This is a genomic window from Arthrobacter sp. MYb221 (genome assembly GCF_002979835.1).
Taxonomy (GTDB): domain Bacteria; phylum Actinomycetota; class Actinomycetes; order Actinomycetales; family Micrococcaceae; genus Glutamicibacter.
The window spans coordinates 42188-66914 of the sequence record NZ_PCPW01000017.1; the positions used below are offsets into that span (position 1 = coordinate 42188).

Annotated in this window: 34 protein-coding genes; 17 read left to right on the plus strand and 17 right to left on the minus strand. The window is 62.9% G+C overall.

Going from position 1 to position 24727, the window contains the following annotated elements; genetic code table 11:
• The first annotated feature begins 43 nt into the window (after positions 1 to 43).
• The gene (locus CQ015_RS16620) at positions 44 to 568 is read left to right on the plus strand and encodes a GNAT family N-acetyltransferase (protein ID WP_258138751.1); all 525 of its coding nucleotides are present in this window, start codon (positions 44 to 46) and stop codon (positions 566 to 568) included.
• Between the two features lie 275 nt (positions 569 to 843).
• The gene (locus tag CQ015_RS16625; protein WP_105650678.1) at positions 844 to 1383 is read left to right on the plus strand and encodes a 2'-5' RNA ligase family protein; all 540 of its coding nucleotides are present in this window, start codon (positions 844 to 846) and stop codon (positions 1381 to 1383) included.
• A 75-nt stretch (positions 1384 to 1458) separates the two neighbouring features.
• On the opposite strand, the gene CQ015_RS16630 is transcribed toward CQ015_RS16625, so the two are convergent.
• The 3 genes from CQ015_RS16630 to CQ015_RS16640 form a co-directional block, all read right to left on the minus strand.
• On the minus strand, positions 1459 to 2346 hold the full coding sequence (locus CQ015_RS16630) for a macrolide 2'-phosphotransferase (protein ID WP_096288943.1): 888 nt from the start codon (positions 2344 to 2346) through the stop codon (positions 1459 to 1461).
• A gap of 273 nt (positions 2347 to 2619) precedes the next feature.
• Entirely contained in the window at positions 2620 to 3618 is a 999-nt protein-coding gene (locus tag CQ015_RS16635) for an SRPBCC domain-containing protein (protein ID WP_105650679.1), read from the minus strand.
• A complete protein-coding gene (locus CQ015_RS16640; protein ID WP_096288886.1) occupies positions 3615 to 3860 on the minus strand; it encodes a hypothetical protein in 246 nt (81 codons plus the stop codon). Before CQ015_RS16640 ends, CQ015_RS16635 begins: the two co-directional genes overlap by 4 nt.
• A gap of 315 nt (positions 3861 to 4175) precedes the next feature.
• Between CQ015_RS16640 and CQ015_RS16645 the strand changes: the two genes are divergently transcribed.
• From CQ015_RS16645 to CQ015_RS16655, 3 genes are all read left to right on the plus strand, one after another.
• Positions 4176 to 4820, plus strand: coding sequence for a dihydrofolate reductase family protein (locus CQ015_RS16645; RefSeq protein WP_105553049.1), 645 nt, complete (start codon positions 4176 to 4178; stop codon positions 4818 to 4820).
• Positions 4821 to 4952: 132 nt separating this feature from the next.
• A complete protein-coding gene (locus CQ015_RS16650; RefSeq protein WP_146112440.1) occupies positions 4953 to 5273 on the plus strand; it encodes a hypothetical protein in 321 nt (106 codons plus the stop codon).
• 3 nt (positions 5274 to 5276) lie between these two features.
• Positions 5277 to 5678: an SMI1/KNR4 family protein gene (locus CQ015_RS16655; protein ID WP_096288880.1), complete on the plus strand. Its 402-nt coding sequence runs from the start codon at positions 5277 to 5279 to the stop codon at positions 5676 to 5678.
• A gap of 340 nt (positions 5679 to 6018) precedes the next feature.
• Here the strand turns inward: CQ015_RS16655 and CQ015_RS16660 are convergent, their stop codons facing one another.
• The 5 genes from CQ015_RS16660 to CQ015_RS16680 all read right to left on the minus strand — a co-directional run bounded on the left by CQ015_RS16660 (position 6019) and on the right by CQ015_RS16680 (position 10523).
• The gene (locus CQ015_RS16660; protein WP_096288878.1) at positions 6019 to 6609 is read right to left on the minus strand and encodes a GNAT family N-acetyltransferase; all 591 of its coding nucleotides are present in this window, start codon (positions 6607 to 6609) and stop codon (positions 6019 to 6021) included.
• Entirely contained in the window at positions 6606 to 7211 is a 606-nt protein-coding gene (locus CQ015_RS16665; RefSeq protein WP_255248534.1) for a TetR/AcrR family transcriptional regulator, read from the minus strand. The genes CQ015_RS16660 and CQ015_RS16665 overlap by 4 nt, the downstream gene beginning before the upstream one ends.
• A 325-nt stretch (positions 7212 to 7536) precedes the next feature.
• The gene (locus CQ015_RS16670; RefSeq protein WP_105553046.1) at positions 7537 to 8715 is read right to left on the minus strand and encodes a Cmx/CmrA family chloramphenicol efflux MFS transporter; all 1179 of its coding nucleotides are present in this window, start codon (positions 8713 to 8715) and stop codon (positions 7537 to 7539) included.
• A gap of 240 nt (positions 8716 to 8955) precedes the next feature.
• Complete coding sequence (locus CQ015_RS16675) at positions 8956 to 9606, minus strand: NAD(P)-dependent oxidoreductase (protein WP_105650680.1); 651 nt, start codon at positions 9604 to 9606, stop codon at positions 8956 to 8958.
• Positions 9603 to 10523 (minus strand): EamA family transporter, encoded by a 921-nt coding sequence (locus CQ015_RS16680; RefSeq protein WP_105650696.1) that lies wholly within the window; start codon positions 10521 to 10523, stop codon positions 9603 to 9605. The genes CQ015_RS16675 and CQ015_RS16680 overlap by 4 nt, the downstream gene beginning before the upstream one ends.
• A gap of 78 nt (positions 10524 to 10601) precedes the next feature.
• Between CQ015_RS16680 and CQ015_RS16685 the strand changes: the two genes are divergently transcribed.
• The 4 genes from CQ015_RS16685 (at position 10602) to CQ015_RS16700 (ending at position 13262) form a co-directional block, all read left to right on the plus strand.
• Complete coding sequence (locus CQ015_RS16685) at positions 10602 to 11480, plus strand: LysR family transcriptional regulator (protein ID WP_105568818.1); 879 nt, start codon at positions 10602 to 10604, stop codon at positions 11478 to 11480.
• Between the two features lie 109 nt (positions 11481 to 11589).
• The gene (locus CQ015_RS16690) at positions 11590 to 12138 is read left to right on the plus strand and encodes a GNAT family N-acetyltransferase (protein WP_105650681.1); all 549 of its coding nucleotides are present in this window, start codon (positions 11590 to 11592) and stop codon (positions 12136 to 12138) included.
• Positions 12139 to 12222: 84 nt separating this feature from the next.
• A complete protein-coding gene (locus tag CQ015_RS16695) occupies positions 12223 to 12582 on the plus strand; it encodes a helix-turn-helix transcriptional regulator (RefSeq protein WP_105650682.1) in 360 nt (119 codons plus the stop codon).
• Entirely contained in the window at positions 12582 to 13262 is a 681-nt protein-coding gene (locus tag CQ015_RS16700) for a cation transporter (RefSeq protein ID WP_105650683.1), read from the plus strand. Before CQ015_RS16695 ends, CQ015_RS16700 begins: the two co-directional genes overlap by 1 nt.
• Positions 13263 to 13346: 84 nt before the next feature.
• Here the strand turns inward: CQ015_RS16700 and CQ015_RS16705 are convergent, their stop codons facing one another.
• Positions 13347 to 13916 (minus strand): CDP-alcohol phosphatidyltransferase family protein, encoded by a 570-nt coding sequence (locus CQ015_RS16705; protein WP_105650684.1) that lies wholly within the window; start codon positions 13914 to 13916, stop codon positions 13347 to 13349.
• Between the two features lie 171 nt (positions 13917 to 14087).
• On the opposite strand from CQ015_RS16705, the gene CQ015_RS16710 reads away from it, so the two are divergent.
• Entirely contained in the window at positions 14088 to 14855 is a 768-nt protein-coding gene (locus tag CQ015_RS16710; RefSeq protein WP_105650685.1) for an isocitrate lyase/phosphoenolpyruvate mutase family protein, read from the plus strand.
• 117 nt (positions 14856 to 14972) lie between these two features.
• Here the strand turns inward: CQ015_RS16710 and CQ015_RS16715 are convergent, their stop codons facing one another.
• The 4 genes from CQ015_RS16715 to CQ015_RS16730 all read right to left on the minus strand — a co-directional run bounded on the left by CQ015_RS16715 (position 14973) and on the right by CQ015_RS16730 (position 17808).
• Positions 14973 to 15467: a DinB family protein gene (locus CQ015_RS16715; protein WP_105650686.1), complete on the minus strand. Its 495-nt coding sequence runs from the start codon at positions 15465 to 15467 to the stop codon at positions 14973 to 14975.
• A 32-nt stretch (positions 15468 to 15499) separates the two neighbouring features.
• Positions 15500 to 16612, minus strand: a complete 1113-nt coding sequence (locus CQ015_RS16720) for a DNA alkylation repair protein (RefSeq protein ID WP_105650697.1) — start codon at positions 16610 to 16612, stop codon at positions 15500 to 15502.
• Positions 16613 to 16755: 143 nt separating this feature from the next.
• Positions 16756 to 17052 (minus strand): Fe-S cluster assembly protein HesB, encoded by a 297-nt coding sequence (locus CQ015_RS16725; RefSeq protein ID WP_096288849.1) that lies wholly within the window; start codon positions 17050 to 17052, stop codon positions 16756 to 16758.
• 162 nt (positions 17053 to 17214) lie between these two features.
• Positions 17215 to 17808 carry an N-acetyltransferase gene (locus CQ015_RS16730; protein WP_255248532.1) on the minus strand — a complete coding sequence of 198 codons (594 nt, stop codon included), beginning with the start codon at positions 17806 to 17808 and terminating at the stop codon, positions 17215 to 17217.
• Between the two features lie 94 nt (positions 17809 to 17902).
• Here CQ015_RS16730 and CQ015_RS16735 point away from each other — a divergent pair, with 94 nt between their 5' ends.
• The gene (locus tag CQ015_RS16735; protein WP_096288845.1) at positions 17903 to 18487 is read left to right on the plus strand and encodes a DapH/DapD/GlmU-related protein; all 585 of its coding nucleotides are present in this window, start codon (positions 17903 to 17905) and stop codon (positions 18485 to 18487) included.
• 13 nt (positions 18488 to 18500) lie between these two features.
• Here the strand turns inward: CQ015_RS16735 and CQ015_RS16740 are convergent, their stop codons facing one another.
• The 4 genes from CQ015_RS16740 to CQ015_RS16755 all read right to left on the minus strand — a co-directional run bounded on the left by CQ015_RS16740 (position 18501) and on the right by CQ015_RS16755 (position 20575).
• Complete coding sequence (locus CQ015_RS16740) at positions 18501 to 18851, minus strand: TfoX/Sxy family protein (RefSeq protein WP_096288843.1); 351 nt, start codon at positions 18849 to 18851, stop codon at positions 18501 to 18503.
• Between the two features lie 12 nt (positions 18852 to 18863).
• The gene (locus CQ015_RS16745) at positions 18864 to 19223 is read right to left on the minus strand and encodes a nuclear transport factor 2 family protein (protein WP_096288841.1); all 360 of its coding nucleotides are present in this window, start codon (positions 19221 to 19223) and stop codon (positions 18864 to 18866) included.
• Between the two features lie 17 nt (positions 19224 to 19240).
• Positions 19241 to 19996: a hypothetical protein gene (locus tag CQ015_RS16750; protein WP_096288839.1), complete on the minus strand. Its 756-nt coding sequence runs from the start codon at positions 19994 to 19996 to the stop codon at positions 19241 to 19243.
• Positions 19997 to 20110: 114 nt separating this feature from the next.
• Entirely contained in the window at positions 20111 to 20575 is a 465-nt protein-coding gene (locus CQ015_RS16755; RefSeq protein WP_105650687.1) for a phage tail protein, read from the minus strand.
• 149 nt (positions 20576 to 20724) lie between these two features.
• On the opposite strand from CQ015_RS16755, the gene CQ015_RS16760 reads away from it, so the two are divergent.
• The 6 genes from CQ015_RS16760 (at position 20725) to CQ015_RS16780 (ending at position 24727) form a co-directional block, all read left to right on the plus strand.
• Entirely contained in the window at positions 20725 to 21195 is a 471-nt protein-coding gene (locus CQ015_RS16760; protein WP_219844324.1) for an isoprenylcysteine carboxylmethyltransferase family protein, read from the plus strand.
• Between the two features lie 9 nt (positions 21196 to 21204).
• The gene (locus CQ015_RS16765; RefSeq protein WP_096288835.1) at positions 21205 to 21933 is read left to right on the plus strand and encodes a VOC family protein; all 729 of its coding nucleotides are present in this window, start codon (positions 21205 to 21207) and stop codon (positions 21931 to 21933) included.
• On the plus strand, positions 21930 to 22679 hold the full coding sequence (locus tag CQ015_RS16770) for a bifunctional 2-polyprenyl-6-hydroxyphenol methylase/3-demethylubiquinol 3-O-methyltransferase UbiG (RefSeq protein WP_096288833.1): 750 nt from the start codon (positions 21930 to 21932) through the stop codon (positions 22677 to 22679). Before CQ015_RS16765 ends, CQ015_RS16770 begins: the two co-directional genes overlap by 4 nt.
• A gap of 43 nt (positions 22680 to 22722) precedes the next feature.
• Positions 22723 to 22956, plus strand: coding sequence for an alpha/beta fold hydrolase (locus CQ015_RS19140; RefSeq protein WP_219844325.1), 234 nt, complete (start codon positions 22723 to 22725; stop codon positions 22954 to 22956).
• A 12-nt stretch (positions 22957 to 22968) separates the two neighbouring features.
• Positions 22969 to 23547: an alpha/beta fold hydrolase gene (locus CQ015_RS19145; protein WP_219844326.1), complete on the plus strand. Its 579-nt coding sequence runs from the start codon at positions 22969 to 22971 to the stop codon at positions 23545 to 23547.
• 277 nt (positions 23548 to 23824) lie between these two features.
• Entirely contained in the window at positions 23825 to 24727 is a 903-nt protein-coding gene (locus CQ015_RS16780; protein ID WP_176484297.1) for a serine hydrolase, read from the plus strand.

The window sequence follows — 24727 nt, forward strand, 5'->3', positions numbered from 1 at the left end:
GGTCGATGGCTGGGCTACGCTCAAATAGGACGGTTAGCGAGCTTTGCGAAAGGCCGATGCGGTTGTGAAGATGAATAGTGCACCTTGGACGGCGGGACGAGATGCCCAGCTCCCGGAAGACACCGCACGACTGTTGTCAACCGTTCCCGAGTGGTTTGGGCAGCCTGAATCCAACGCGGAGTACATCGAGGCCGCGCGCACCAAAGAAACCTGGACGGTTCGGGACAACGCGGGGAAAGTCATTGGACTCACGCTGGTTGACCGACATTTTCCGCATGTCGCGGAAATCCATCTGATAGTTGTTGATCGTGAATTCCATGGATCCGGCGTGGGTAGTGCGATGGTTGAGGCGCTTGAAGCCGAGGCGATCGGCAACGGGGTCAAGCTGCTGGAAGTGAAGACGCTCGGAGCATCTCATCCGGATGAAGGATATCGACGCACGCGCCACTTTTATGAAAAGTGCGGTTTTCTTGCTCTGGAGGAGACCAACCTGTGGGGCGAAGATACCCCTTGTCTGATTATGGTGAAGCCGCTATTCCCGAAGGCAACAATCAGGCGTCGAAGCTGAACCGACTATTCTCGGGTCTGATCTGTACCGCACTGCAATCCGGGATTCGCGCAATTATATGGACCGCCGGGAAGCCCTTGAACTGCCTCAAGCACTAGGCCTCTAAGCTGTGGCAAAGCCAAGGGAGTAAGCACTCTGTTGTTTACCCCGGCCAACGAGAGTTATTGGGAATACCTCTGCCTTTTCATCGACCCGCTCCATGAGCGATATGGTGGGGAAGCCCAACCGGTAAACTGTCGCCGTCAAGGGATAAGGTGCAGGATAAGGAAGCGCTGATGAGAAGCTCGCCAGAAAACATCTTGTTGCGATTGGCGGATGCCGAGGAGCAACAGATCCGCGAGGTGTTCGCGCGTCTTTCCGAGTGTGGGTTTCCGGTGCAACAGCAGACGCCGCATATCACCATCACCTTTTCACCTGCAATGGCCGATGAGGTTGCGCAATGTTCTGCGCGGTTGCTTCCTGCGCTGATCCCGGCACGGCTGGAGCGTGTGGGCACCGTTGTTTTCGGAACGAAGCGAAAGCAAACCGTCGCCTGGTTGCTTGAAACCTCCGAAGAACTGGAATCTGCTGCACGCGAGATTAGCGCGCTGAACCCGGATGGTCGAGGGTCGAGATGGACTCCGCATCTGACGATGGGCCTGCGGTTGCCACGAGAAATCGTCCCGGACTACATTCGTGCATTGGATGAGCTGACTCCACGGAATTTGGAGCAGCTCACCGCTATCCGGGCGGCACTGTGGAAACCAATCAGCGGTGAGCTCACCGTACTTGCCGAGGCGAGCAACGCTCAAGAGACAAGAATCCGAGCGGACTAGATTGCACTTGTCGGCCGGACAGCCATGGACGAAGTCCGGTACTCAGCGCGGCGGCAAAGTCTCTGGGCAGTCGGCCTAGGAATTGAGCTGGGCCGCTGCGGCCTTGAGATGTTCGTCGGCCCCGGTCTGCAGCGCGAAGAGGCCGTAATCAACGGCGGCGGTACTGAAAAGTTCGGCGCAGTGCTCCGCCAAAAGCGGAGAAACCACCCCGCCTTGAGCTACGTACCGGGCCACGGTGGCATCGAACGCCTGCGGAGAAACGCTTGCCTGGTGGAAGACGAAATCCCGGGCCGGGTCGCCGATGGCCGCGGTGGTCCAGTCCAGTATGCTGTCGATGCGCTCGCCGGTCATCAGTTGGTGCGCGGGATAAATTTCTCCGTGCGTCACGGTGGTGTGCTGCGGCCAGTACCGGTCATCGGCCAACCAGGCGTTCCAGCGGTCCTGCAAATCTGGGGCTACCTCAAATTCGTTCACGACTGTGGCGATGTCCTCTCGCTTGCGTTGGCGCACGGAGTCGGGAGTGAACACCTCGATCCCGCTGTCGGCAACTACCCGTGGATCCACCGCATGCAATTGCGCAATCACATCCGCCAAGGAGTGCGCGTAGTGCCGGGATTCCAGGTCGAAATGCCAGTGTGGCTGCCCTGCCTCGTCGAGGGTGAGCCCCGGTTCGCCGGGCAATAGCGGATAGGCGATCAACTGCTCGCTATGGATTTTCCAATCGGGAATCGCTACGTCCAGGTGCGGCGCTAGGCAGTGGAGCAGCCGGCCTTCTACCGCCGCGCGTTCGGTGACATCGGGGCGACGTGGAATCCGCAGTACCCAGGAATCGCCGGAATTTGTGGTGCCGATGGCGACCTGGAAATCCAAGCCTAGTTCGTTGATGGTGATACTCGAAGGATCCAGCGTCAATCCGTGGATCTCGGCCAGCGCACAAATTTCTCGAATCGCAGAGTTTTCCATGATCCCAGCCTTGCTGGTTGAGCGGGAAAAGTACATAGCGGTGCTGGCACCTGGCCGGCTGAACATCACCGAGCCGCTGAGCACGAGGGCCCCGTCAAGGCCGCGAAGCCCAACCTTTCGTCGAGGGACTGGGGTGGCGATTCGATCCAGGCATGGCGCTGGCCCGTTTGAATTTAGTCTCCCTCGCCTCTGGAATCTGGACGGGCCCGATAGTTGGTTTGTCGCTTGGACTGGCAGCGAAGAGGCACCACAGAGCTGTGAGCAGTGGAGCGCTTAGCGGAAAACTCGGCCGATGCCACCGCTCAGTTGCGACAGGTGCATCCAGATCCCGAAACGAACGAGCGGGCGAAGGAGCAGTTCGATCCATGGGTGAACGACGCGGTTGGCATTGCGTTCCCAGCGCAGGTGGATATGAAGCTGGGTGCCGCCAGCTGCAGGCTCCAACTCAATACGTATTCGCTTGATGTTGGCCCGCGCCGATTCTGGAAAGGTGAACTGCCACTCGATCAATGTTGCGTCTCTGCATGCGACAAGCTCGACATCCTGGGTCTGGAATTCAGGCTTAATTCGAAGCTGCTTGCCATCGGGCCGCTGCGTGCGAGTGCGTGCGCTCCAGCGTTCGCCAATATGGATGCGTCCCAGTGGATCGTTGCCGGCGATTTCATTGATAGTCGGTTCCCACTGAGGTATCCGCGACGGGCTGTAGAGCAAATCCCAGACCTGTTCAACGGCAGCGGGAATAAATGCCTCGATGCTTCCCGAACGTTGGTCCGGCCGAATGCTGTGTCGTGGCTTGAAGGCAGTGAAGTGCTGGGCTTCATCGATTAGCGCGATCACCTGATCGGGTGCCGTATTTAGCCGCCGTAGTATTTGGTCGATCATGCCGCTCGGCTCCGTCATGAGTTCACCCAGTACGTCAGCGGCAGTTCCCCGACGCCCGCCGCCGCTCGCGCGTTTGATCACGGCTAACGCGCGGTCGCTCCATTCGTAGCCACCGGTTTCATGGAAGACGATCCGCCCTTGTGGCGGGAGTCCGCTGTTGACGCCGAGCGAGGCGAGTTGTGCCGAATGCTGCTCGTTGACGGCAGCTCTTGCCGATTCAAGAGTGATCCCCATGCTTCGCAGGACCTGTCCGGCGCTCTGCTCGCTGAGGACGAGTGCAAGAAGCAGATGCTCGATGTCGGCGGTGCGCTGTCCGATGCGGGAGGCTTCCTCCATGGCGGCGAGCGAGAGCGTGTGCGATGTAGTTGCCGCGTCGCTGAACTTGCTCAATGGGCCCTCCTTGCTACGGGGATAGTCTGATCGACCTTCTTCGCGTACTTCTTGTGCGCTGCCTGGCGGGAGACCCCGAGTGCGTCGGCAATGTTCTGCCAGCTCATGCCCAAGCGCAGGGCCGCCTCAACTTGCGCGAGTTCGAGCCGCTCGGTGAGTGCACGCAGGGAAGCGATAGCGCGAAGCCCGGAGCGTGGGTCGCTGGTGTCTGCCGCGACCGTGGTGATCTGTGTTGACTCCATGCTGTCAACCTACGTTGCCAAGCAATCGCCTGTCAACAAAGGTTGCTAGCCGGGTGTCTGTGGCGGGGGATTGGTTGGACTTACCGGTGATTGTTAGGTGTGGCGACGAGATAGGGGCCCGCATCAAGATCTAATAATGCCAAGAAACCCGCATTCTGAGAGGCGTTTTCCCGGATCGCAGCAGTGGAGCTGAGAACATCATGCCCGTCAAGGAGCTCGCTCTCCAGATATTCGGCCGCCAAACCGATTGCGGATCGAAAATGCTCTGCGCTAGGGTTCAAGTGATTCCAGATCTCAAGAGCTTAGGGAGTTGCCATGGTCCGGACGCGGGTACATAACTTGCTAGTTTCCTCGGATGGCTATGCCGCAGGTGAGTACGTGACGCTCGAGAAGCCGATCGGTGACGCCCGCGCGCTTTTCGGCAAATTCGACGGACGCGTCATCCACGGCATCCATGGCATCGATGACCCGGTGACCGTGGATCGGGCCATGTTCAGCATGTGGGGCCAGGGGATCGGGGCGGAGATCATGGGCCGCCGTAAATTCGGTCCGCAGACGGGCGAATGGCCCGATGACGGCTGGGAAGGGTGGTGGGGAGACGAACCGCCCTTCCTCACCCCGGTGTACATCCTGACCCACTATCCACGCCAGAAACTCGAATTCGCCAACGGCACCAGCTTCCACTTCGTCGATGCGTCGCCGAAGCAAGCGCTTGGCCTGGCGCAGGAAGCGGCCGGCGGGTTGGATGTCCGGATTGGCGGTGGACCATCGACCGTGAGCCAGTTCTTGCAGGCTGATCTCATCGACTTCCTGCATGTGGTGATCGTTCCGATCGTGCTCGGTTCCGGTGTCCGGATCTGGGATCACCTGGCCGGCTTGGAAGACCGCTTCAGCGTCGAATCCATTGGCACCTCCAGCGGACTGACCCATCAGTTGTGGAATAGGACGAGCCGCGAGTGAAGTCCTCATGTGGCCACCAAGTGGAAACCATGAACTGGAATTCTGCCTTTCTGCGTCCAACGCCTGCCTGGGAACTGTGCATGCATCCTGCCGCACGCCACTGGCCTGTCTGAACGAGGGAAGCTGAGAACCATGAGAATGCTGCTGGGGGATGTGTTGCGGACCGCGGGCGATCTGCCGTGGACGCACGCCCTGTATGCTTCCGCAGGCCGGCGGTCCTTCGAGGAGTCCGCGCCGGTGCTGGTCTGGGATGTGGATGACGTCTCCGATGCCGCCATGGATCTGCCGGCCGAAGCGATCGCGCTCGACTACGAGTATGTCCTCGCGATCGATGACGTGCAAAGCATCGTCGCCAACGCCCTAGCGCAGCGACCGGGCGCGACAACCGCGGAGCTGCTCCTGGCGTTCCAGCACTATCTCGACCGCGACGCATTCATCGTGTGGGATGGTTGAACCATGCTTTCAAGAGAGGCACTGAGCGAGAAGTTCACCCTGCATCCGCCCGCCTCGCCCGCTGTTCTGGAGACCGAGCGGGGCGAGTATGGCGGTCCGCTGCCCGAGGAATATGTGGATTTGCTTCGGATCTCCAACGGTCTGTACACCGAAGGGAACCTGAGCATCCTCGGGGCCGAGGGCGTAGTGCAACGCAACGTCGACTACGAGGTGCAGGCCTACCTGCCCGGCTACTTCATGATCGGCGACGACGGCGGCGGGACCGCGATCCTGCTGAACCTGCAGGACCGTGGCATCTACGAGGTGGACATGGGCGTCATGGATGAGCAGAGCATGGAACGCAACGCCGGTTCCCTCGATGAATTGCTCCGGCTCGGCACGTGCCTGGCCGAGCGCAACGGCTAGCGAGGGAACAAGCACCGGCGGGCACCTTGATGAAATTGATCAATCTAGTTAAGCCATTGAGCTGCGTCTGATTCCGGTGCGGGCGCCAGCCTCGGGCGCGTTGCCCTGCCCGTGGCTATTGAATGTTTCTGCTGGGATCGGCTGACTTTTCGCAAGCAGCTACACGGTGCGGGAATAGCGGTATCCCCAAAAATCGCGAGCACGCTCAATCCGGGACGAGCTCAGGGGGTTCAACGCAGGATCCAACGGGCCATTCAATTACTACGGAGCACAGTGGCAATGGAGTAGCACCTTGAAAAGTCGCAAAGCTGTGGTTCCGTCAAGTCCATTGTTCTCCTCGTTATTCTGAGCTCCGGATTCTCATCGACAGATAGTTCGAGAATCCGGCACGCTTGGCAAACTTCACCGGGCGCGAGTGCGATTCACGGAATCCGAGCTTGCGGTATAGCGCCAACGCGGCGGTGTTCGTATTCTTGATGTCTCGGAGCACGAATTCCTGGTAAGGCAACCGCAGCAAATGCTTCATCAGAGCGGTTGCGACGCCCTGGCCTTGACGTTGTGGCACGGTGGTCACGAAGCCGATCTCGGCCAGAGCGGGCCGTGCGTCCGCGTAGGCCCCGAGGAACTGGCTCCGAACGATAAAGTAGCTGATTGCTCCGTGCCAGTTTCCCAACGCACGCCGAAATTCACGTCCGCTGGGCTTGAAGCACTCCTGATCTCCTTCCGTCAGGGTCGCAACCGCCGCAGGTTCTCCATCGACCAGTGCAATATAGAAGCGCTCTAGGATGATCATGTGTTCGAAAGCGTCCGCCAGAACCTGCGGGTCTTTCGAGAAGTACTTGAAGTCGTCGGCAAATCCGTGGATTAGCACCGCGGTGATGTCCCGGCGGGAGTTCTCGCCAAGCTCGTCGCCACGTTTGATCTCGATCATGGGTTTCCCTCGCCAGTTAGTAGGCGAAGCACAACGTCTGCGCCTGAGTCGGTCAACGCGTCCTGGATGACCAGGCGCATGTTCGCAATACCCGACAGCATTGCGAAATAATAGGCGGTTAGTTGCTCCGGATCGCCATCTGCGAACTGTCCGGAGGTTTGTCCCCGACGGATGAGCTCGGCGAAGGCTTCCCAGAGAGAGCCCTGTTCGGCCGCGAGCCGTGCCGCCGTTCCTGCCGGGGTGTCGCTCAGGAATCCTTGGTTGATCACGAGATAGAACTCGGCTGCCTCTTGATCTCCCGCAAGGTCGGAGAGGAAGTCATGTGTGAAACCGCGCACTAAGGCGAGCGGATCGCCGTCGCCCGAAAGAGTATCGGAGACCGCTTCTAGGCCGGCCGCGGCTTGCTTGAGCAGGTCGTCGAAGAGGACTTCCTTGCTCGCATAATGCCGGTAGATGGATCCGATGCTGAGCCCAGCTTCTTCCGCGATGTGCCGGATGCTCGACGCAGCAAATCCATGCCGTGCAAAAATGCGGACGGCGGCGCGCTCGATCGCCTGGCGCGTAGTCTCGCGCAAGGCCCGATTCTGTTCTGCTACACGCACGAACACCTCCATAGAATGAACTGATGTTCATTCTATGGATTTCAGACCTGGCGTGCAATGCTCATCTGTTATCGAATGGCTGACCGTCGATGTTTTCGCCACGGAACAATAGCGGGATTCGCGATTCGCACGATCCGTAGTCCTTATCTGGATAATATCCAGCTCGTCCCTTCCCCGGAAGGCCAGGCTTGCGACTCGACGCAGATTTCCTTGCGGTCACCGCATCAGCATGATTGCTGCTCTGGCTCCTCGAATTGGCCGCTGAATAAGAGCTGCAGAGCTGTGCGCCCCGGGGCATTTGCGGCAGGCACCGAACTGCAGAGCGTCAGCAATTGGCGTCCGCAGGAGTCTTCGCCTGGGTGCGCCCCGCCAAGGGCATGATCAGCAGCGCGATCGCCGTCAGCGCGGAGGCCACCCAGATGGGGGAGAGCAGGCCCAGCCCGGTGGCCAGGCCGAATGCACCCAGCGCGGGCCCGGCAGCGGCTCCGATGTTCAGCGCCGCGGTGGCGTACGAGCCACCCATCGTCGGCGCCCCCGAAGCCGCGTACAGCACTTGTGTGATCAGGGTGCTGCCCACGCCGAACGACAGCGCTCCCTGCACGAACAGCAGGATTATCAGGGCGCCCGGATGGGATGCGCTCAAGGCCAAGGCAACCCAGCCTGCAAGCAGCAGCGGTCCGCCGAAGGCGAGCACGGCCCCCGAATGCCGATCCGCGAGCCGCCCCGCGAGCGTGACGCCGAGGAACGACCCGCCGCCGAAGATCACCAGGGCTACGGGTATCCACCCTTCGGCCAGCTGCGCGTGTTCGGTGACTACCGGTGCCAGGAAGGTGAACGCGGCGAAGGTGCCGCCGTTGACCAGGGCGCCGAGTCCCAGGGCGAGAATCAGGCGCGGCGTGGCTAGCTCGCCGAGTTCCACGCGCAGCCTCGGAGCACCCGAAGCGTCCGCGGGCTGCCCGGCAGTTGGCCCGAGACCGCGCAGGATGCCAATGGCTGCGGGAATGCAGAGGACGGCGATCGCCCAGAATGTGGTGCGCCAGCCCATCGCCGTGCCCAGCAGCGCCCCCGCGGGCACGCCCGCGATGGTTGCGAGCGTGGTTCCAGCGAGCAGGATCGACAGCGCGCGCCCCTTCTGGTTCTCCGGCACGAGCGTGCCGGCCGCGCTCAGTGCGACGGCGAGAAATCCGGCGTTGGCGAGGGCGCCGAGCACGCGGGTGATGAGCAGAATCGAGAACAGGGCCGTTATCGCTCCGATGACGTGGCTTGCGGCAAAGAGGAGAAGGCAGAGCAGCAGCGTGAGCCGCGGCGGCCAACGCCGGGCGAAAGCGGCCATCACCGGCGCGCCGATGACCATGCCGAGCGCAAAGGCGGAGGTCAGCAGCCCGGCAGTGCCGAGGGGCACGTCAAGTTCGGTGGCGATAGCGGGCAGCAGGCCCGCGAGCATGAATTCTGAGGTGCCCATGACAAAAACGGCCAGGGCAAGCAGGTAGAGAGCAAAAGGCATCGAGGACTCCGAGGTGAGAGGTCAAAAAAGGGGTTCCTTTTTGTCACCACGGCCAGGGGCCCGGATAAGTCAGGCACGCGTGCGCGCAGGGTGCGGCGCTGGTGCTTAGCGGTTCGGGGGACTGGCGGGGTGACCGGCAGTCCCCGACTTGTCTGACTCGGGACTCGACATGCCTGAAACTATACATGGTACCGATGCGCCGCATTTCGGAATTACCGCCGGGCTGCCCGGGAGAGTGGATCAGCAGGAGGCGGCTTGCGCGACGGTGAAATGCTGGCCGCCGCCGGCGCCCTCAAGTTCGTCGAGCACGGAAATGGCTAGGTCGGCCGCGGTGATCCGCGAGATGCCATGCGCACCGGTGAGCAGTGTGCCCCGCCCGCGCCGATAACCGCCCGTGCGCTCGCCGGGCTCGAGAAGCGCCGGCGGGCTCAGATAGATCCATCCGCTGTAGGGGTGCCTCTGGCAGGTTTTGAACTGGTCGAGGCTGGCCTGCGCGACGTGCTTCCACGCAGCGGGCACGTAGTCGGGGTCTTCGATCAAGAGCCGGCCGGGATCCGTCGGGGAGCGCAGCGGTGCCGCGCCGCCGACGATCAGCACCCGAGTGCCGTGCTGCTCGGCGGCGTCCAAAACGCCTCGGGTGAGCGGCGCCAATCGGGACTCTTCGCCCGGGCCGAGCCGGATGGCGAGCACCGCCGCGTCGGCCTTGGCGAGCACCGGGTGCAACGCTGCGGTGTCGGCTGCATCAACGGCCAGTGTACTCAGTCGGTCGTGGCGAGGTGCTGCGGCGTGGTGCCCTCGGGAGAGCGCGATGACGTGGTGTCCGCGGTCGAGGGCTTCTGCGGCGATGGCTTTGCCGGCCATGCCGGTGGCGCCGAGAACTGCAATGTTCATGCGGGGAACCGTGCTTTCTTCTTCGTTGGGCCCAGTTGACCGGCGACCATGGCGATGAGCGCGACGGCGAAGCCGAAAAGTTGGCCTGGTGTGAGGACCTCGGCGGCGATGGCCGCGCCGAGGGTTGCGGCTACCAGCGGGGAAAGCAGCCCGAGCAGTGCGGTCGCGGTCACCGGCAGCCGGCGGATGCCGGAGAACCATAGTCCGTAGGTCAACAGCGTGCCGATCAGGCTCAGCCACAGGTATCCGGCGACCGCCGGGCCATCGATGCCCGGCGGGATTCCGTCGAAGAGCATGGCCGGGATGAGCAGCAGCAGTCCGGCGGCGGTGAGCTGCCAGCCGGCGAGTCCGATCGCCGAGACGCCCTCGGGCCTGCCCCATTTCTTCGTGAGCACGACGCCGGTGCCCATCGAGGCGGCCCCGGCTAGGCCCGCGAGGATGCCGAGGGGATCAAGCCCCGCGTCGGGACCGAGCACCACGAGGCCGACCCCGGCCATGCCGCCGAGGCCCCAGATGACCCGCCATGCGGAGAGCTTTTCGTGCAGGATTGCCACGGCGAGCAGCGCCACCACGATCGGCTGCGACGCACCCAAGGTGGCGGCGATGCCGCCGGGCAGGCGCTGGGCGGCGAGGAACAAGAGTGGAAAGAACGCGCCCATGTTCAGCGTGCCGAGAACCAGGGACTTCCACCACCAGGACCCGCGCGGCAGCCGCCGGGCGATCAGCAGGGTGAGCAACCCGGCGGGCAGCGAGCGCATCAGCGCCGCGAAGAAGGGATGCCCCTCGGGCAGCAAGTGCGTCGTGACGATGTAGGTCGTGCCCCATACGGCCGGGGCGATCGCCGTCAGCAGCGTCCAGCCGATGCGCGAGGGCAGCAGGGTGCCGGGAACTGGCAGCGGGATCGTCGTTGTGTTCATATATTCATCTTCTGCCGCACCGATGAATGAGTCCAACACATTGTTGTCATGCCATCGATGAACTGCAATCATGAATGCATGGAACTTCAGCAGATGCGCTATGCGGTCGCGGTCGCCGAGGAACGCAGCTTCACCCGCGCCGCCGCGCGCTGCCACGTGGTGCAGTCCGCGCTCAGCCACCAGATCAAGGCCCTGGAACGCGAACTGGGTCTCAGCCTATTTGCCCGCACCAGCCGCCGCGTCGAAGTCACCGCCGCCGGCGAAGCGTTCCTCGTCTCGGCCCGGCTGAGCCTCGAGGCTGCCGAACGCGCGGTCTCGGCTGCCGCCGCCGCGACCGGAGAGATCCGCGGCACGCTGACCATCGGGGTGATTCCGACGGTGACGGCGCTCGACATTCCCGCGGTGCTTGGAGCCTTCCACCGTGCACATCCAGCAGTGGGGATCAGGCTGCGCAGCGGAGGCAGCGACGAATTCATCGCAGCCATCGCCGACGGAAGCATGGATGTGGCCGTGCTGGGGCTCCCCGGGGCGATACCGCACGGCGGGGTCGACGCCAGCGTGCTGGCGCGTGAACGGCTCGTCGCCGTCGTATCCGCGCAGCATGAGCTCGCCGGCCGACGCGAGCTGCGGCTGGCGGAGCTGGCCGAGGAGACGTTTGTGGACTTCCCCGTAGGCACAACCGGACGAGCCCCCTCGGATCTTGCCTTCGCGGCGGCCGGGATCCGTCGTGAGGTCGCGTTCGAGGCGATGAGCACCGACCTCATGCTGGGCCTGGTGCGCAGCAACCTCGCCATCGCGCTCCTCTCCCCGGCGGTGATCCCCGACAGCGGCGACTTCCGCGCCATCCCGATCAGCGACGGGCCGACGCGCATCGAGTACCTGGCGTGGAGCGGCTTCAACCTCTCGCCGGCGGCCAAGGCCTTTCTGGACGGTCTGCATGGTTCTGCAAGCGCCTGAATCCCCACGGTCCGGGCCTCGCGGCGACAATCGAATCGAGCCGGGCCGATCCACGACTTCAACCTCAGGCTCCGGGTTGAGATTCTCGAGATTGTGCCAGAATGATTTCATGATTCTGCCGACCCCGACCATGGAGACCGAACGCCTGCGCTTGCGTCCCTTCACGGATGCCGACGCGGAGGACCTTTTCGCCTTGCAAAGCGATGCCCAGGTGCTGCGCTATTGGGACTCGCCGCCCTGGGATGACCGGGCGTCGATCGCCCGATTCATGGCGGGGTGCAGGAAAATGGCGGAGGAAGGCAGCGGTGCCCGCGTGGCCATTGAACGCCGCTCCGACCAGGCATTCGTCGGCTGGTGCACGCTGAACAGCTGGAATCCGGCATTTCGAAGCGCTTCTCTGGGATATTGCCTCAACCAGGCCGCCTGGGGCAACGGCTATGCGACGGAAGCGGGACACGCCCTGCTGCGCTGGGCGTTCGGCGCCTTCGACCTCAATCGCATCCAATCCGAGGTCGATACCCGCAATGCCGCATCGGCTCGGGTGCTCGAAAAACTGGGCTTCCGCTTGGAAGGCACCTTGCGCGAGGACTGCATCGTCGATGGCGTGGTATCCGACTCCTGGGTGTATGGCTTGTTGCGCAGCGAGTGGGCCGGTTGAGCGGCACATGGCGATGTCAAGGGGATCGGGCACTTGATCTGGAGCCCCTGACATATAGGTCAGTATGCGCTGTATAGTCATTGTATGCTGACTATTGCTTCTCGCCTGGATGTCATGAACCGGCTCGGCCGGGCCATGGCCGATCCGACCCGCTCCCGCATCTTGATGGCCCTGCTCGGTGGGGCGAGCTACCCGGCGGTGCTCTCGCGGGACCTGGAATTGACCCGCTCGAACGTCTCGAATCACCTGGCCTGCCTGCGCGATTGCGGGATCGTGGTCGCCGAACCCGAGGGCCGGCAAACCCGCTACGAGATCGCCGACCCGCACCTCGCCGCGGCGCTCACCGCGCTCGTGGACGTGACCTTGGCCGTGGACGAAAGCGCGACGTGCCTGGATCCGGCCTGTGTGGTCCCGGGCTGCTGCGCAAAGGGTGCCGTGCAGTGATGGCCGCGGAGCTCACGCTGGCACGGAGGGACGTGCTGCGGCGGCGGATCAAGATCGTCGTGGCAATCACGATCTCCTGGAACGTGATCGAGGCCGTGATCGCGCTGATCGCCGGTTCGGCCGCCTCCTCGGCGGCGCTGATCGGCTTCGGACTGGACTCGATCGTCGAGGTCCTCTCTGCCGCGGCGGTGGCTTGGCAGTTCGCCGCGCCCGACCCCGGACGCCGGGAGAAGACCGCGCTGCGGGTTATCGCGGTCTCGTTCTTCGCTTTGGCTGCCTACGTCTCGGTGGATGCCGTGCTTTCGCTCTCCGGGCTGCGCGAGCCGGAACACTCCCCGGTGGGTATCGCGATCGCCGGGTTGAGCCTGATCGTCATGCCGCTGTTCAGCTGGTTCGAGCGCCGCACGGGCCGCGAGCTCGGGTCCGCCTCCGCGGTCGCAGATTCCAAGCAGACCCTCATCTGCGCCTACCTGAGCGCCGCCCTGCTCGCCGGCCTGCTGCTCAACAGCCTGCTCGGGTGGGCATGGGCCGACTCGGTCGCCGCACTCGTGATCGCCGTCTTTGCCGTCCGCGAAGGAGTCGAAGCGTGGAAGGGCGATGCCTGCTGTGCCGCACCGGTGGCCGTGCTCACCGGGGAACTGAAGGCAGAGTCGTGCAGCGATGAGTGCAGTGACCACTGACCGAGCGCCGGATAAGTGGCGGAGCGGGACAGGATCGCCGTGCAACTTCCTTCCAAGGGAAGCCGAATCGCGGAAGCCTGCTGGCTAGGGTGCCTTGCGCTGTTCCTTGGCGACGTTTCGCATGATCCGCAGGTAGCCGAAACCGACGAACAGATGCAGCAGGGCGCCAGCGGCGAGAATGTAGACACCCGGGGTGAAGAGCACCGAAAGCTGATCGATGCGCCCCAGCGCAACACAGGCCAAGCCCAGCATCATGATCCCTGTTCTGATCTTTCCAAGCCATGTTGATTCCGGCGGGGAAGACAGGCGCAAGAAGAAGTAGGTGCACAGCAAGGTCAGATCGGTGATGAAGATGGCCAACCCGATCCACAGCGGAACCGATCCGTTCAGCACAAAGGCGATGGCGATGGCAACGATGCCGAGGCGATCGGCGATGGGATCGAGCAGAATGCCGAGCCGGGAAACCTGGCCGAACTTGCGTGCGATGAAACCGTCGATCCAATCGCTCAGGCCGAAGGCCAGCAGCAAGATGGCGGTGAGCACCGGCCGCGTATCGGAGATCAGGTAGCCGCAGATGGGTATGACCAGCAGGAAGCGGAGCACCGTGATGGCGTTGGGGATCGTTGCCCAATCATGCTTACGTCCCGAGCGCATCGCCACCGTTTTCTCCTTTTCTCCTACGTTGAACGATTGCCTACTGTGGAGAAAATTACAAGAGCTCGGGAGGCTTCGCGGGGATTAAAACACTGATTGGAAGCCACCCTAGAGTGCGGATACGGTCACTGGTACGCTGAGCCTTGTTCAGCGACTCCAAGGAGAACCCACATGTCTGATGTCACACAGCTCGCCCAGCAGCTCACCGACCTGCACGATTCCGGCCGTACTTTGGTTCTTCCCACGGTTTGGGATACCTGGAGCGCCAATGTTGCGGTCAGTGCGGGATTTGAAGGTCTCACCATCGGAAGCCACCCCGTAGCGGATGCCACGGGCAGCGCAGATGGCGAAAAGATGGACTTCAAGGATTATTTGCGCCACAGCCAAGTCATTATGGATTCGGTCAGCATCCCGGTCAGCGTCGATGTTGAATCCGGCTACGGACTGGAACCAGCGGAACTAATCGGGCGGCTTCTCGATGCTGGCGCCGCCGGTGCGAACATCGAGGATGTGGTGCACTCCGAGTCAAAGCGCGTGCGCGATCGCCAGGAACATGCCGATTACATTGCCGCCGCGCGCCAGAGCGCCGATGAGGCGGGTGTTTCCTTTGTCATCAATGGGCGTACCGACGCGTTGAAGTTCGGTACCGACGTCTTCGCGGACCCCGCCGAAGAAGCGATCGCGCGGATGAAGCTCATGGAGCAGGCAGGCGCACGGGCGGTTTACCCCGTGGGGCTGAGCACCGCCGAACAGGTCCGGCGCTTTGTCGACGCGGTGCAGATCCCGGTCAACGTCACCGCTCATCCGGTCAAAGCCCACGGCGCAGGGAACCTTGCGGAGCTCGGCTCGCTCGGAGTTCGCCGCGTGACCTTCGGCCCGCTATGGCAAATATGGTTGGCAGAACTTTCCGCGGCGGAACTGGCCAAATGGGTCAAGTAGCCCGTCGCGAAAGGTAATTTGCGCTGGAGTGCACTCCTCGATCGGGATGGCTAACTTCCCGATCGAGGATGACCGATCCCCTGGGATAGCGGCCGGCCCCAGAGGTGGCTTCAGCGATCAGGCCAGGGTCCCGGCCGCGTAGGCGGCCTGTCCGACATGCTGGATTGCATCGTCGAGCATGGAGAGCAGCCGAACCCCGCGGGTCACCGGCGGCTCCCACGCGCGGTCGACGATCTCACCGAGCTGCGCTTCGCCCAAGGTTCGGACGTACCAGCTCAGCGCGGCGAGCGTTGCCTCGAGGTAGTCGAGCAGCAGCTGCTGGTCCTCGACGACAATGCTCCTCGCCTGCTCTGGGCTGTGCCCGTAGCCGAAGCCCATCCCGATCTCGCCGAGCTCAAACCGCTCGCTGAAGTCTTCCCAGACCTGGCGCCGGCCGTTGAGCTCGGCTAATTGCACATCGATTTCCCGGGCGCTATGCCACAGCAGCCAGGCAATTGAATTCGGGTGTCCCGCAGGATGCGCGTTGAGCTGCGCGGCGCCGAGCGGTGGAAGATTTCGGGCGGCCGACAGCGGCCGCGTAGCCAGCTGGATGAGCATCTCTTTGGAATCCATATTCCACATTGTGCCCCGCTCGCCGCGCTATGTCAGCCTTGCTGCTCGGCGAGCAGCTCAAAGCGCACGGGGTGCGTGGGAACCCCATTGATCTGCAATGCGATCCCATGAAGCCCTGGATAATACCGGCGGGTGGTGATCGCCCGGAATGAATGGGAACGGCCGATGTCCAGGCTTTCGCCCGGTGCCAAGGTGCGCGTGGCAAGTTTGAAGACCTTGGCGCTGGTGGACCCGTTGGCCTTGAGATGGTGGACGAGGTAGTCGATGGCCAGCGCGCTCGGCTCGGCGCCGGTATTGCGGATGGCCGCGGTGAATTCCACGCTTCCACCCCATGGAACTTGTTGCTGGCCGAGCCGCGGTCCGTCGATCTCCAGCGTCGCCGGAGCAAAGCCGAGGACCGCCAGGGCCTGGGGATCTCCGCGCTTGATCAAGGTACGCAGTCCGTGCTTCACCAGCGGCAGTGTGGTTTTCTCGGGAGCTTGCAGCCAGAGGCGAGCGGTCTGCGTGACCAGCTGCGGAGCATCGCGGCTCAGGTCGTTCAGGTGGTTCGCCACGGAACGACGCACATACTGGCTTTCATCGCGGTACAGCGCATCGAGGATGGGGATGGTGCGGCCGGGCATCGCGGTGAGCTGCGGAACGCGAACCGCCCAGGGCAGATAGGGGCGAGTGCCCTCGCTGGCCAGCCGGCGCACGTGCTCGTCGGGGGACCGGGTCCACTCTTCGGCGATCTCCAGGGCCTTGTCCAGGTCATGGATGAGCAGCGTCCGAATGGCGAACTCCGCGGTCAATCTCCCGGTGAGCGCGGCCAGCAGGGCCATAGCGTCGTTGAATGCCGCGGAGGTATTCTCCCGTACCGCACGAGTCGCCACCGCGCTGGTCACCGGCCAGATCATCCAACCGGTGAAGGTCGCGGAACGCTCGCAGGCTTCTCGAATGACCGTTGCCAGCCGCGCGTAGTTTTCGGGGAATTCCGCCAGCAGGGCATCGCGCAGGGCATCGGCGCGTTCGCGCAGGCTCAGCTCGGCCAGAGCGGCACTGGCTGCCGGCAGGAATTGCAAGGGGCGCTCCGGGATGACGGCCTGGATCTCATGGGCGAGCTGTTCGGCGACATCGGCACCGATGAGTTGATCGGCGAAAGGCATAGTGCCATTGTTTCCCGCATCTGCGGGATCTGCGAATTCTGCGACCGGGGAATTCGGATGAAGCGTTGGGCTGATGCCCACAAAGCCTGCGAGGGCCGCCCGGCTGGGCGACCCTCGCGGGAAGCTTAAGGAGCGAACCGAGGTTAGCTTTTAGGGAGGATCTGGAAGCTGACGGCGCCTTGCTCGTCTACGGCCGCGTCGAGCACCTTGTCGTCGAGCTCATCGGTGATCAGCTCGTCGAGGTAAACCGGGCTTCCTTCGCCGCGAACTACCACGTCGGCTGGTTCCGGTGCGGGAACGATCTGCACCGCGAAGGCTGCTTCGTTCGGCGCTCCGGCACCTTCGGACTGATGGATTCGGAGTCCGGCATCTGCTGCCTCGGACTGGTTGGTGACGATCGCGGTAACGATCGTATCTGCCTGGTCGGTCAGTGTGAGCACGAGGCTCTCCTTCCGGTTGCGGACATGCCAAGATCAGGGCACGTGGGTGCCACCATTCCAAAAACAAGCGCGAATCTCAACCCCGCTTAACACCTGCGAAATACGCATACGCATCACCGAGCTCTCCGGTACCCTCCTCCTTCGCAAAGGCGGCGCAGGGCTCTAGCCGAAGGCGAGGTAGGGCGCGGATTTCCCGGGCTCGCGCACCCTGAACCGCAGTTCCAGGTCGCTGCGCTCGATCAATTGCAGCTGATGTGCGTAGGGCTCGCTGATGACATACACGGTGTCGCGCAGCTGCCATTGCTCGGCGAACCATTGGCGCAGCGCAGCCAAGAGGCGTTCATCGAGCCCGGATTCCAGCCGCGATTCACGAACCCAGAAATAGATGACCGCCTCCAGCTCCGCCCAGGCGCCGGGGCCCACCGCGCTCACGGTGGATTTGGCCAGGAATTTGGCGCCGGGCGGGTAGACGTACACGCAGCCCAGGCACTCGGTTTCGCTGGGATCGAGCATCGTGTAGGTAAAGGCGCGATGCTCCTTGTGGAAGCGCTCATGCTCGATGAGGTCCTCGCGGTTCTCCGCCACGCTGAAGTCATCGGCCGGCCACGGGTCCTGCTCCCAGAGCCGCAAGGACTCGCGGGTTTCCATCACCGCCGCGTAGTCCAATGCGGCGTCCTCGGCGGTGAGCGGACGCAGCAAGAACTCCTCGTTGCGCAATTGAACGGGAATCGGTGCGTTCGGATCGGTGATCAACACGGGCAGCTCCTGACGGCGAAGGGGGCAACCCAGCATAGATTGCTTGCAGGGAAATTGTGGCCGAAGTCCATGCGCGGTGCGCTAGCGTAAGACCATGAGCAACATTGCAGGACTCGAGGAACTTTTAACCGCCCTGAACGCGGGCCAGAGCATCACCGGAGGTTCCGGGCATCACCAGGCGATGCATGCCGCGAGCCAGGAGGCGTTGCGCATCGCCGCTCAGCTGAACGGAAGCTACCACTCGCCCGCGGCGGTCCGTGCGCTGCTCGGCGAGCTGACCGGGAGAGAGGTGCCAGAATCCGTCCAGTTGTTTCCGCCATTTACGGCCGACTTCGGCAAGAATATCCACTTCGGCGAGAACGTGTTCGTCAACAGCGGCGCCAGATTCCAAGACCAGGGCGGGATCGAGATCGGCGAGGGGTCGCTGATCGGGCATAACGCGGTGATCACCACGTTGAACCATGACATCGTGCCCAGCCGGCGCGCGGATATGCACCCGGCACGGGTGGTGCTTGGCGCCGGCGTCTGGCTTGGCGCGAATGTGACGGTGCTCCCCGGGGTGCGCATCGGCGATGGCGCGGTGGTCGGTGCCGGGGCGGTGGTGACCAAGGACGTGCCGGCCGGGGCCATCGTCGTGGGAGTGCCCGCCAAGCAGGTGGGCAGCGTACCGCAAGAGTAGTCCAACGTCGGGTTCAGCGGCCGCCACCGGTCAGCGCACGGTTGAATTCCAGGGCTGTGCCCAGCCACGAAGCCAAAGCCTCGTCCTTCTCGAGGCTCGCGGCGTCCACCTGGATCCAGCCCGGCCCCATGCTCCGTCCGGTGCCCATTTCCGCCTGGCCGGCTCCGGGGCTCAGCAAGAGCTCGGCGTGGTTCGCCGGGGCAACATGAACCAATAACGCCCCTTCCTTGAGCGCGCCGACCAGTAGTTTCTCGTTGACCATAAATGAGTGGCCGCCGAACATCGATACCTCGCGCAGGACCGGCTCGCCGGCTAATTTCTCGCGAATGCGCTCGATGAGCAGCTGCTGGGCCGTGTGCATCATCTCTGCCCTCGCTTAGCGGGGCTCGGGCGGGGCATAGGACATCCGGTCAAAGACCAGCACGCTGTCGCTGATCTGGCCGTCGGAGACGGTAAAGCATTCGCCGGCCACGGCGGAGGAGGTGCTGGCGGTCTGCGGGTAGTAGAACAGCGCCACGCGGTTGCCCTCGGCGAATTCGGCGATCTGCGCGGTACCGGTCAGCAGCGGCGCGAACCCGGCGATGAACTGCCGGTAGGCCTGTTTGCCCTCCAGATCGAGGCCCGGCGCCCGGCAGGTGATGGCCTCGGCGACATAGCTCATCGCCAGCTCGACATCGCCCGAAGTCCAGGCCCGATGATAGTTCTTGACGATTTCCAACGCTGAGGATTGCTCCATGGTGGGTTCCTTGGGATTTAGAAGGTCAGTTTTGTGCGGAGGCCGCGGACGACGAAAAAGAGGATCACTGCCTGCGCGGCAAGCAGGAACGCGCCGGAGCCGACACCGTCCCAGCCCATTGCCAAGCCCGACTGCAGGGTGCCGATGCCGCTGGCCACGGGGTAGAACAGCGGCCAGAGGATCGCGAGGTTACGCACGCAGGCAAAGACGATGGCGAAGGCGAGGGCGATCAATCCGAAGCTCAGCGCCACCGGCAGCGGAACCGATCCCACATGCTGCAGGGCAAAACCGAGGCCGGTGAGCGCGATGGCCGGCAGCCAGCCGAAGGCGCGTTCCCAGCGTAGATAGAGCCAGCCGAAGACGAAGAACGGCTCCCAAAACACCAACAGGTTGGCTAGCAGGTGGGGGAGGAGCTCGACCTGCTGCGCGGCGGCAGTGGTGATGAGCTGGTAGGCGGAGCCGGCCCCGAGGAGCGCGGCGATGATCAGGGAGCGGAGAAGGAATCTGCGGGTTATGCCGAGCCCGGCCCAGCCTTCCCGACGCTTCCTAAGCACGGTAAGCGCCGGAATGAGTGTGCCGAAAAGCAGGATGCCGACAATCAAGAACCCGCCGCCGAACGCGCTGCCGGCCCAATAGCAGGCCCAGAACGCCAGCAGCGTGCCCAAGGCAATGACGGTGTCGCGGCCGGGATCCCAAGCGAAGATCCGCCGCCGGATCCGCGGCGGCGAACCAGATGCGGTGGAATCGGAGGTCGGGGTGCTGGAACTCGACATGCTCGTATCCTCGTCGGTGCGGTGAGTTGAGCCGCTTCTGGGTCCGAAGCGTGGCCCGGTGGCTCTTAGCCTAGAGCCGATTCCGATTGCTGGCTAGGGAGCTCCGCCGGACCGCTAGTATTCGCCCTTGAGCACGAAGTAGGATCCGCGGATAGTTCCGGCAAGTTTCGACTTCTGCCGGGCGAATTTGAAGCGCTGGGCAAGTTCCTCGGGCACGTCCATCCCCTCGGAGAGCTTGAATCCCACCGCACGCTTCGCACCGGGTGCCAGGGAGTAGAGCACATTGATCGAGAGACCGGATTCGTAGAAGAGGTAGGCGCGTTTGGCGCCATCGGCTTCGAAGAGGCTCGCCTGCAGCACCGGGGATGCGATCTGCAGGTCGCGTTCGTCGGCGAGGATGCGGTGCACCCAGTCGACAATTTCGGGGACGTCTTGGGCGGCACTGAGCAAGAGGTCGTGGTCGAACTTATTCTTCAGGTACCGGGCCTCATTGGCGCGCAATCCGGCGAGGGCATCGGCCACCGGTGAGCTTTCCAGACCCGCGGTGCTCACCTCTTTGAAATCGACTAGATAGGACATGCATGCTCCTGGAAAATATTGGGCCGACCGGTTATGCCGATCCTACCTTTGCTTGTGCCTGTTCACGAGATGGGCAGGGGCGCGAAATTCTAGCCGGGAGCGTAGCATCGAAGCATTAGACGGAGCCGCGAATTAGAGGAGCCATGTCGATGCTGCGCATTCCACCGCCGGTATTAGCGCTGGGCGCCGGTGCGCTGCAGGCGCTCCTGTCGCGCCATCGCCACAGCTCGCCGCGCTCACGAGTATTCGCGGGATTGCTGTTGCCGGTCTGCTTGGCGCTGGATATCTCCAGCCTCCGGGCCTTCCGCCGCCGGCAAACGACCATCAACCCGGTGGGCTTGGACTCGGTGAACGATCTGGTGACGGACTCGGCGAACGCCTTGACTCGCAATCCGATGTATCTGAGCCTGGCGGGGTTGCTCGTAGCGCACGCCCTGTGGCGGCGCAGCGCGCTGGCGTTGCTTCCGGCCGCGGGAGTTGTGCTGCTGTTGGACAGGGTGCAGATTCCCGCCGAGGAAGCAGCGCTCGAAAGGGCCTTCGGCCAGCGCTATCGCCGCTACCAGGAGCAGGTCCCGCGGTGGATTTCGGGGCGCACGATCCAGCGACTGCTCGCACGGTAGGCTGGGCGCATGTACCTGGAAAACATAGTTTTTGACTCGGTGGATCCGCAGCGTCTCGGCCGATTCTGGCAAGAGCTGCTGGGCTGCGAATTTCTGGACGAGGATGCCAGCGGATTCGAAACGCGCCTGCACATCCCCGACGGGCCGACCCTCGACCTGTGCTTTCAACGTGTTCCCGAAGCTCCGCGGGATCCGGTCCGGCTGCATCTGGACCTGCTCGGTGGCCAGGAGCAAGAACAGGTGATCGCCCACGCGCTCGCCTTGGGCGCGAGTCCCAAGGATATCGGGCAGCAGGATGTCCCTTGGGTGGTGCTGGGCGATCCTGAAGACAACGCCTTCTGCGTCATGGAAGGCCGCGCAAGCTATAGCAATACCGGACCTATCGCCGCGCTGCCCCTGGATTCCTCCGATGTGCGTCGCGACGCCGCCTTCTGGTCCTGGCTCACCGGCTGGGAGCAGACCGCGCTTGGCCGGCCCGGAACGCTGCGCCATCCAAGCTATCGCGGGCCGGTGCTGGAAATATGCCCCGAACCGCTGGCCAAGGGACCGGAAAAGAATCGACTGCACCTGGACGTGCGTTTGGAAGCCGCCGATGATGCCGAGGCGCTCGCCCGAGAGATCGTGCGCCGCGGTGGCACGGAATTGCATCCGAATTGGGGCGAACTGCCCTGGCGCGTCTATCAGGACCCCTCGGGCAACGAATTCTGTGTCCTGCCAGCGGCGGGAAATGACCTATGAGCCAGGAGCTTGAAGCCGACGCTTGCTTCGTCGATGCGCGCCTCGCCGAGCTCTATGACCCGCTTGATGCCGACCGCAGCGATCTGGAGCCCTATGCGCAGATCATCGACTCGTTGGGTGCGCGCAAGATCTTGGACGTGGGCTGCGGGACCGGAACCTTCGCCTGCCAACTGGCCGCGCGCGGACTGCAGGTCACGGGGGTCGATCCTGCGGGCGCCAGCTTGGCGGTGGCCGGCGCCAAGCCCCAGGCACCGCTGGTGCAATGGGTGCACGGGACGGTGGCGGACGTGCCGACAGGAGATTATGACGTGGCGGTGATGACCGCAAATGTCGCGATGGTTTTCACCGGCGATCTCCAGTGGCAGCAGACCCTGGAGCGCATCGCGCAGTTGCTGAAACCTGGCGGGCGGCTGATTTTCGAGGCACGGCGGCCCGAAGCGCGTGCCTGGCTGAATTGGACGCCGGAATTGACCCGCGAAACGACTCTGATCGATCGGCTGGGGCCGGTCAGCACCTGGATCGAAGTGCTGGACTACGCCGATGAGTTGCTCAGCTTCCGTGAGACCTTTCGCTTCGAGCAGGAGGGCAGCGAACTGGTCTCGCATTCCACACTTCGCTACCGCACTCGCCAAGAGCTGACGCGCACGGTGGAAGCCGCGGGATTCTCGGTTCAGACGGTGCAGGATGCTCCGGATAGGCCCGGGCGGCAGTTCGTGTTCATTGCCCGGCGCGACACGAGCGATTAGTCTCGTCTCCATTGGAGCGAACCACCAAAGGCAAGGAAACATCGTGAGAGAGCAACAGCCGGCCCAACCCCTGCCCGAGGGCATCGCCGCGGTCCACGGCACCGGATTTCCGGTGGTCCTGGTGCACGGCAACGGGGTGGACCACCGGATCCTCTTCGCCCTCGATGAGCAGTTGGAAACTGCCGGCACCCTGCAGCGCATCTACATCGACCTGCCCGGATTCGGTGGGACTCCAGCCTTGGCGGGCCGCGCCGGCCTGCCCGAATTCGCCGCCTGACTCCAGAAGCTGTTGCAAAACCACCTGGGGGCACGCCCGTTCGCGCTGATCGGCAATTCGCTCGGCGGCCTGCTCGCCCAGGAGATGGCAGACCGCTTCGAATCCCAGGTGCGCGGCATGGTGCTGCTGGCGCCGGTGACCCGACCGGCGGCCGAGGAACGCACGGTGCCGGCGCGCAGCGTGTTGCACGAAGACGAACTGCTGCTCGAGGAGCTGGGTCCGGTCAATGCCGGGCACTACGCGCAGATGTCGGTGATCCAGACCCGCGCGAACTGGGAACAATTCGAGCGCCATGTGCTGCCCGGAGTGCTCGCCGCTGACCTGCGCGCCATGGCGCATCTGTCCACCCGCTACTTCTTGGAGACGCTGCCGGTGGACCGCGAGCGGATTTCGCAGATTCCGGTGCTCATCGCCTGCGGAAGGCAAGACCACATCGTCGGGTTCGAGGACGCCAAGGCGCTGCTGGTCCGCTACCCCAACGCTTCCTTCCTCGAACTGGACCGTGCCGGACACAACGCGCATATTGACCAGCCCGAGATTTTCGCCCAGGCGTTGGCGCGCTGGACCGCGACGCTCACTACTAGCGGCTAGCGCTCGCCGGTATCCTCGCCGCACCCTGCCAGGACTTGCCACTACTTCCGGGAGTTCTGATTCGTTGCGTCAGATGAAAACCTCCGGTGTGACTGATAACTTTAATTGGCGGTTTAGTTGCAGCTCTAAGAGTCGGTTCGTGCAGTCCCAGCAGGGGGAACGTTCTACGGGACAGTTCGGGGAAGCCGTTTGCGCAGTACACCGATGTGCAGAGGCGTGTTGATTTTTCTGAGGGAGTGAATCGGAACGATCTTTTCCTGATCTTAGAATGCCGAATATGCGCACCGAATACGATCGTTTAGGAAGCCGATTCAGCTGGGCACTTCTCCCTTTTGTCGGTACCGGGTGTCAGAATGGAGACATGCAGCATACGGTCCCTATTTACAGCATCGCGAAATCCTACACCGCCGCCGCCGTTATTTTGACGTTTAATCCTCAACAACACATCGGTGATCGCCTAGTCTGGTTACCTGCGCATTTGAAGTCTCTGTCGTTCGAAGACTTGCTCTCTCACCGTTCCGGGCTCAATGATTACTTTGTTTGGCCGGACTATCGAGCAGCAGTAGAAAACGCCGCAGAACCCTGGGACTCAAAGGACATTATCGCTCGTGCAGAGGTGCAAAACCCCGGCGTATTTCGCTATTCAAATATCGGGTATCTACTTTTACGCTTAGCTCTCGAAGATTTCCACCAGAAGCCTTTTTACAACGTGCTCGACAGCTTGATCTTTAGCCCTCTTGGTATTCAAGCGTCCCCTTTTGATTGCCCTGATGATTGGGAACAGTGCAATCATCCCGCGATCACTGAAGAACTGCGCAATTACAACCCAGGATGGGTGTACACCGGAACTTTCGCTGCCACGCCCGATGAAGCTGCACGCGGTATTGCATTAATCATGCGAAATGAGCTGGGGTCGGCTTTGCCTGAAGCAATGTTGAAAACCCATTTGGTTGGTGCTCCGCAGAATCATCCAATGTCGCCGGAAGCTGGATACGGGCTGGGACTTATGACGCGCGGTCTACCTCCAGTAGTTGTTGGGCACGGTGGGCAAGGCCCAGGGTTTAATCACTTCACTGCGGTCAGTTCCGATGGTTCTCGCTGGTGCGGAGCTACGAGCGTGCAGGAAGGTGAAGATCAGGATTTGATTCGTCGTTGCGTGGCGGCTGTGAATCCTCGGTGA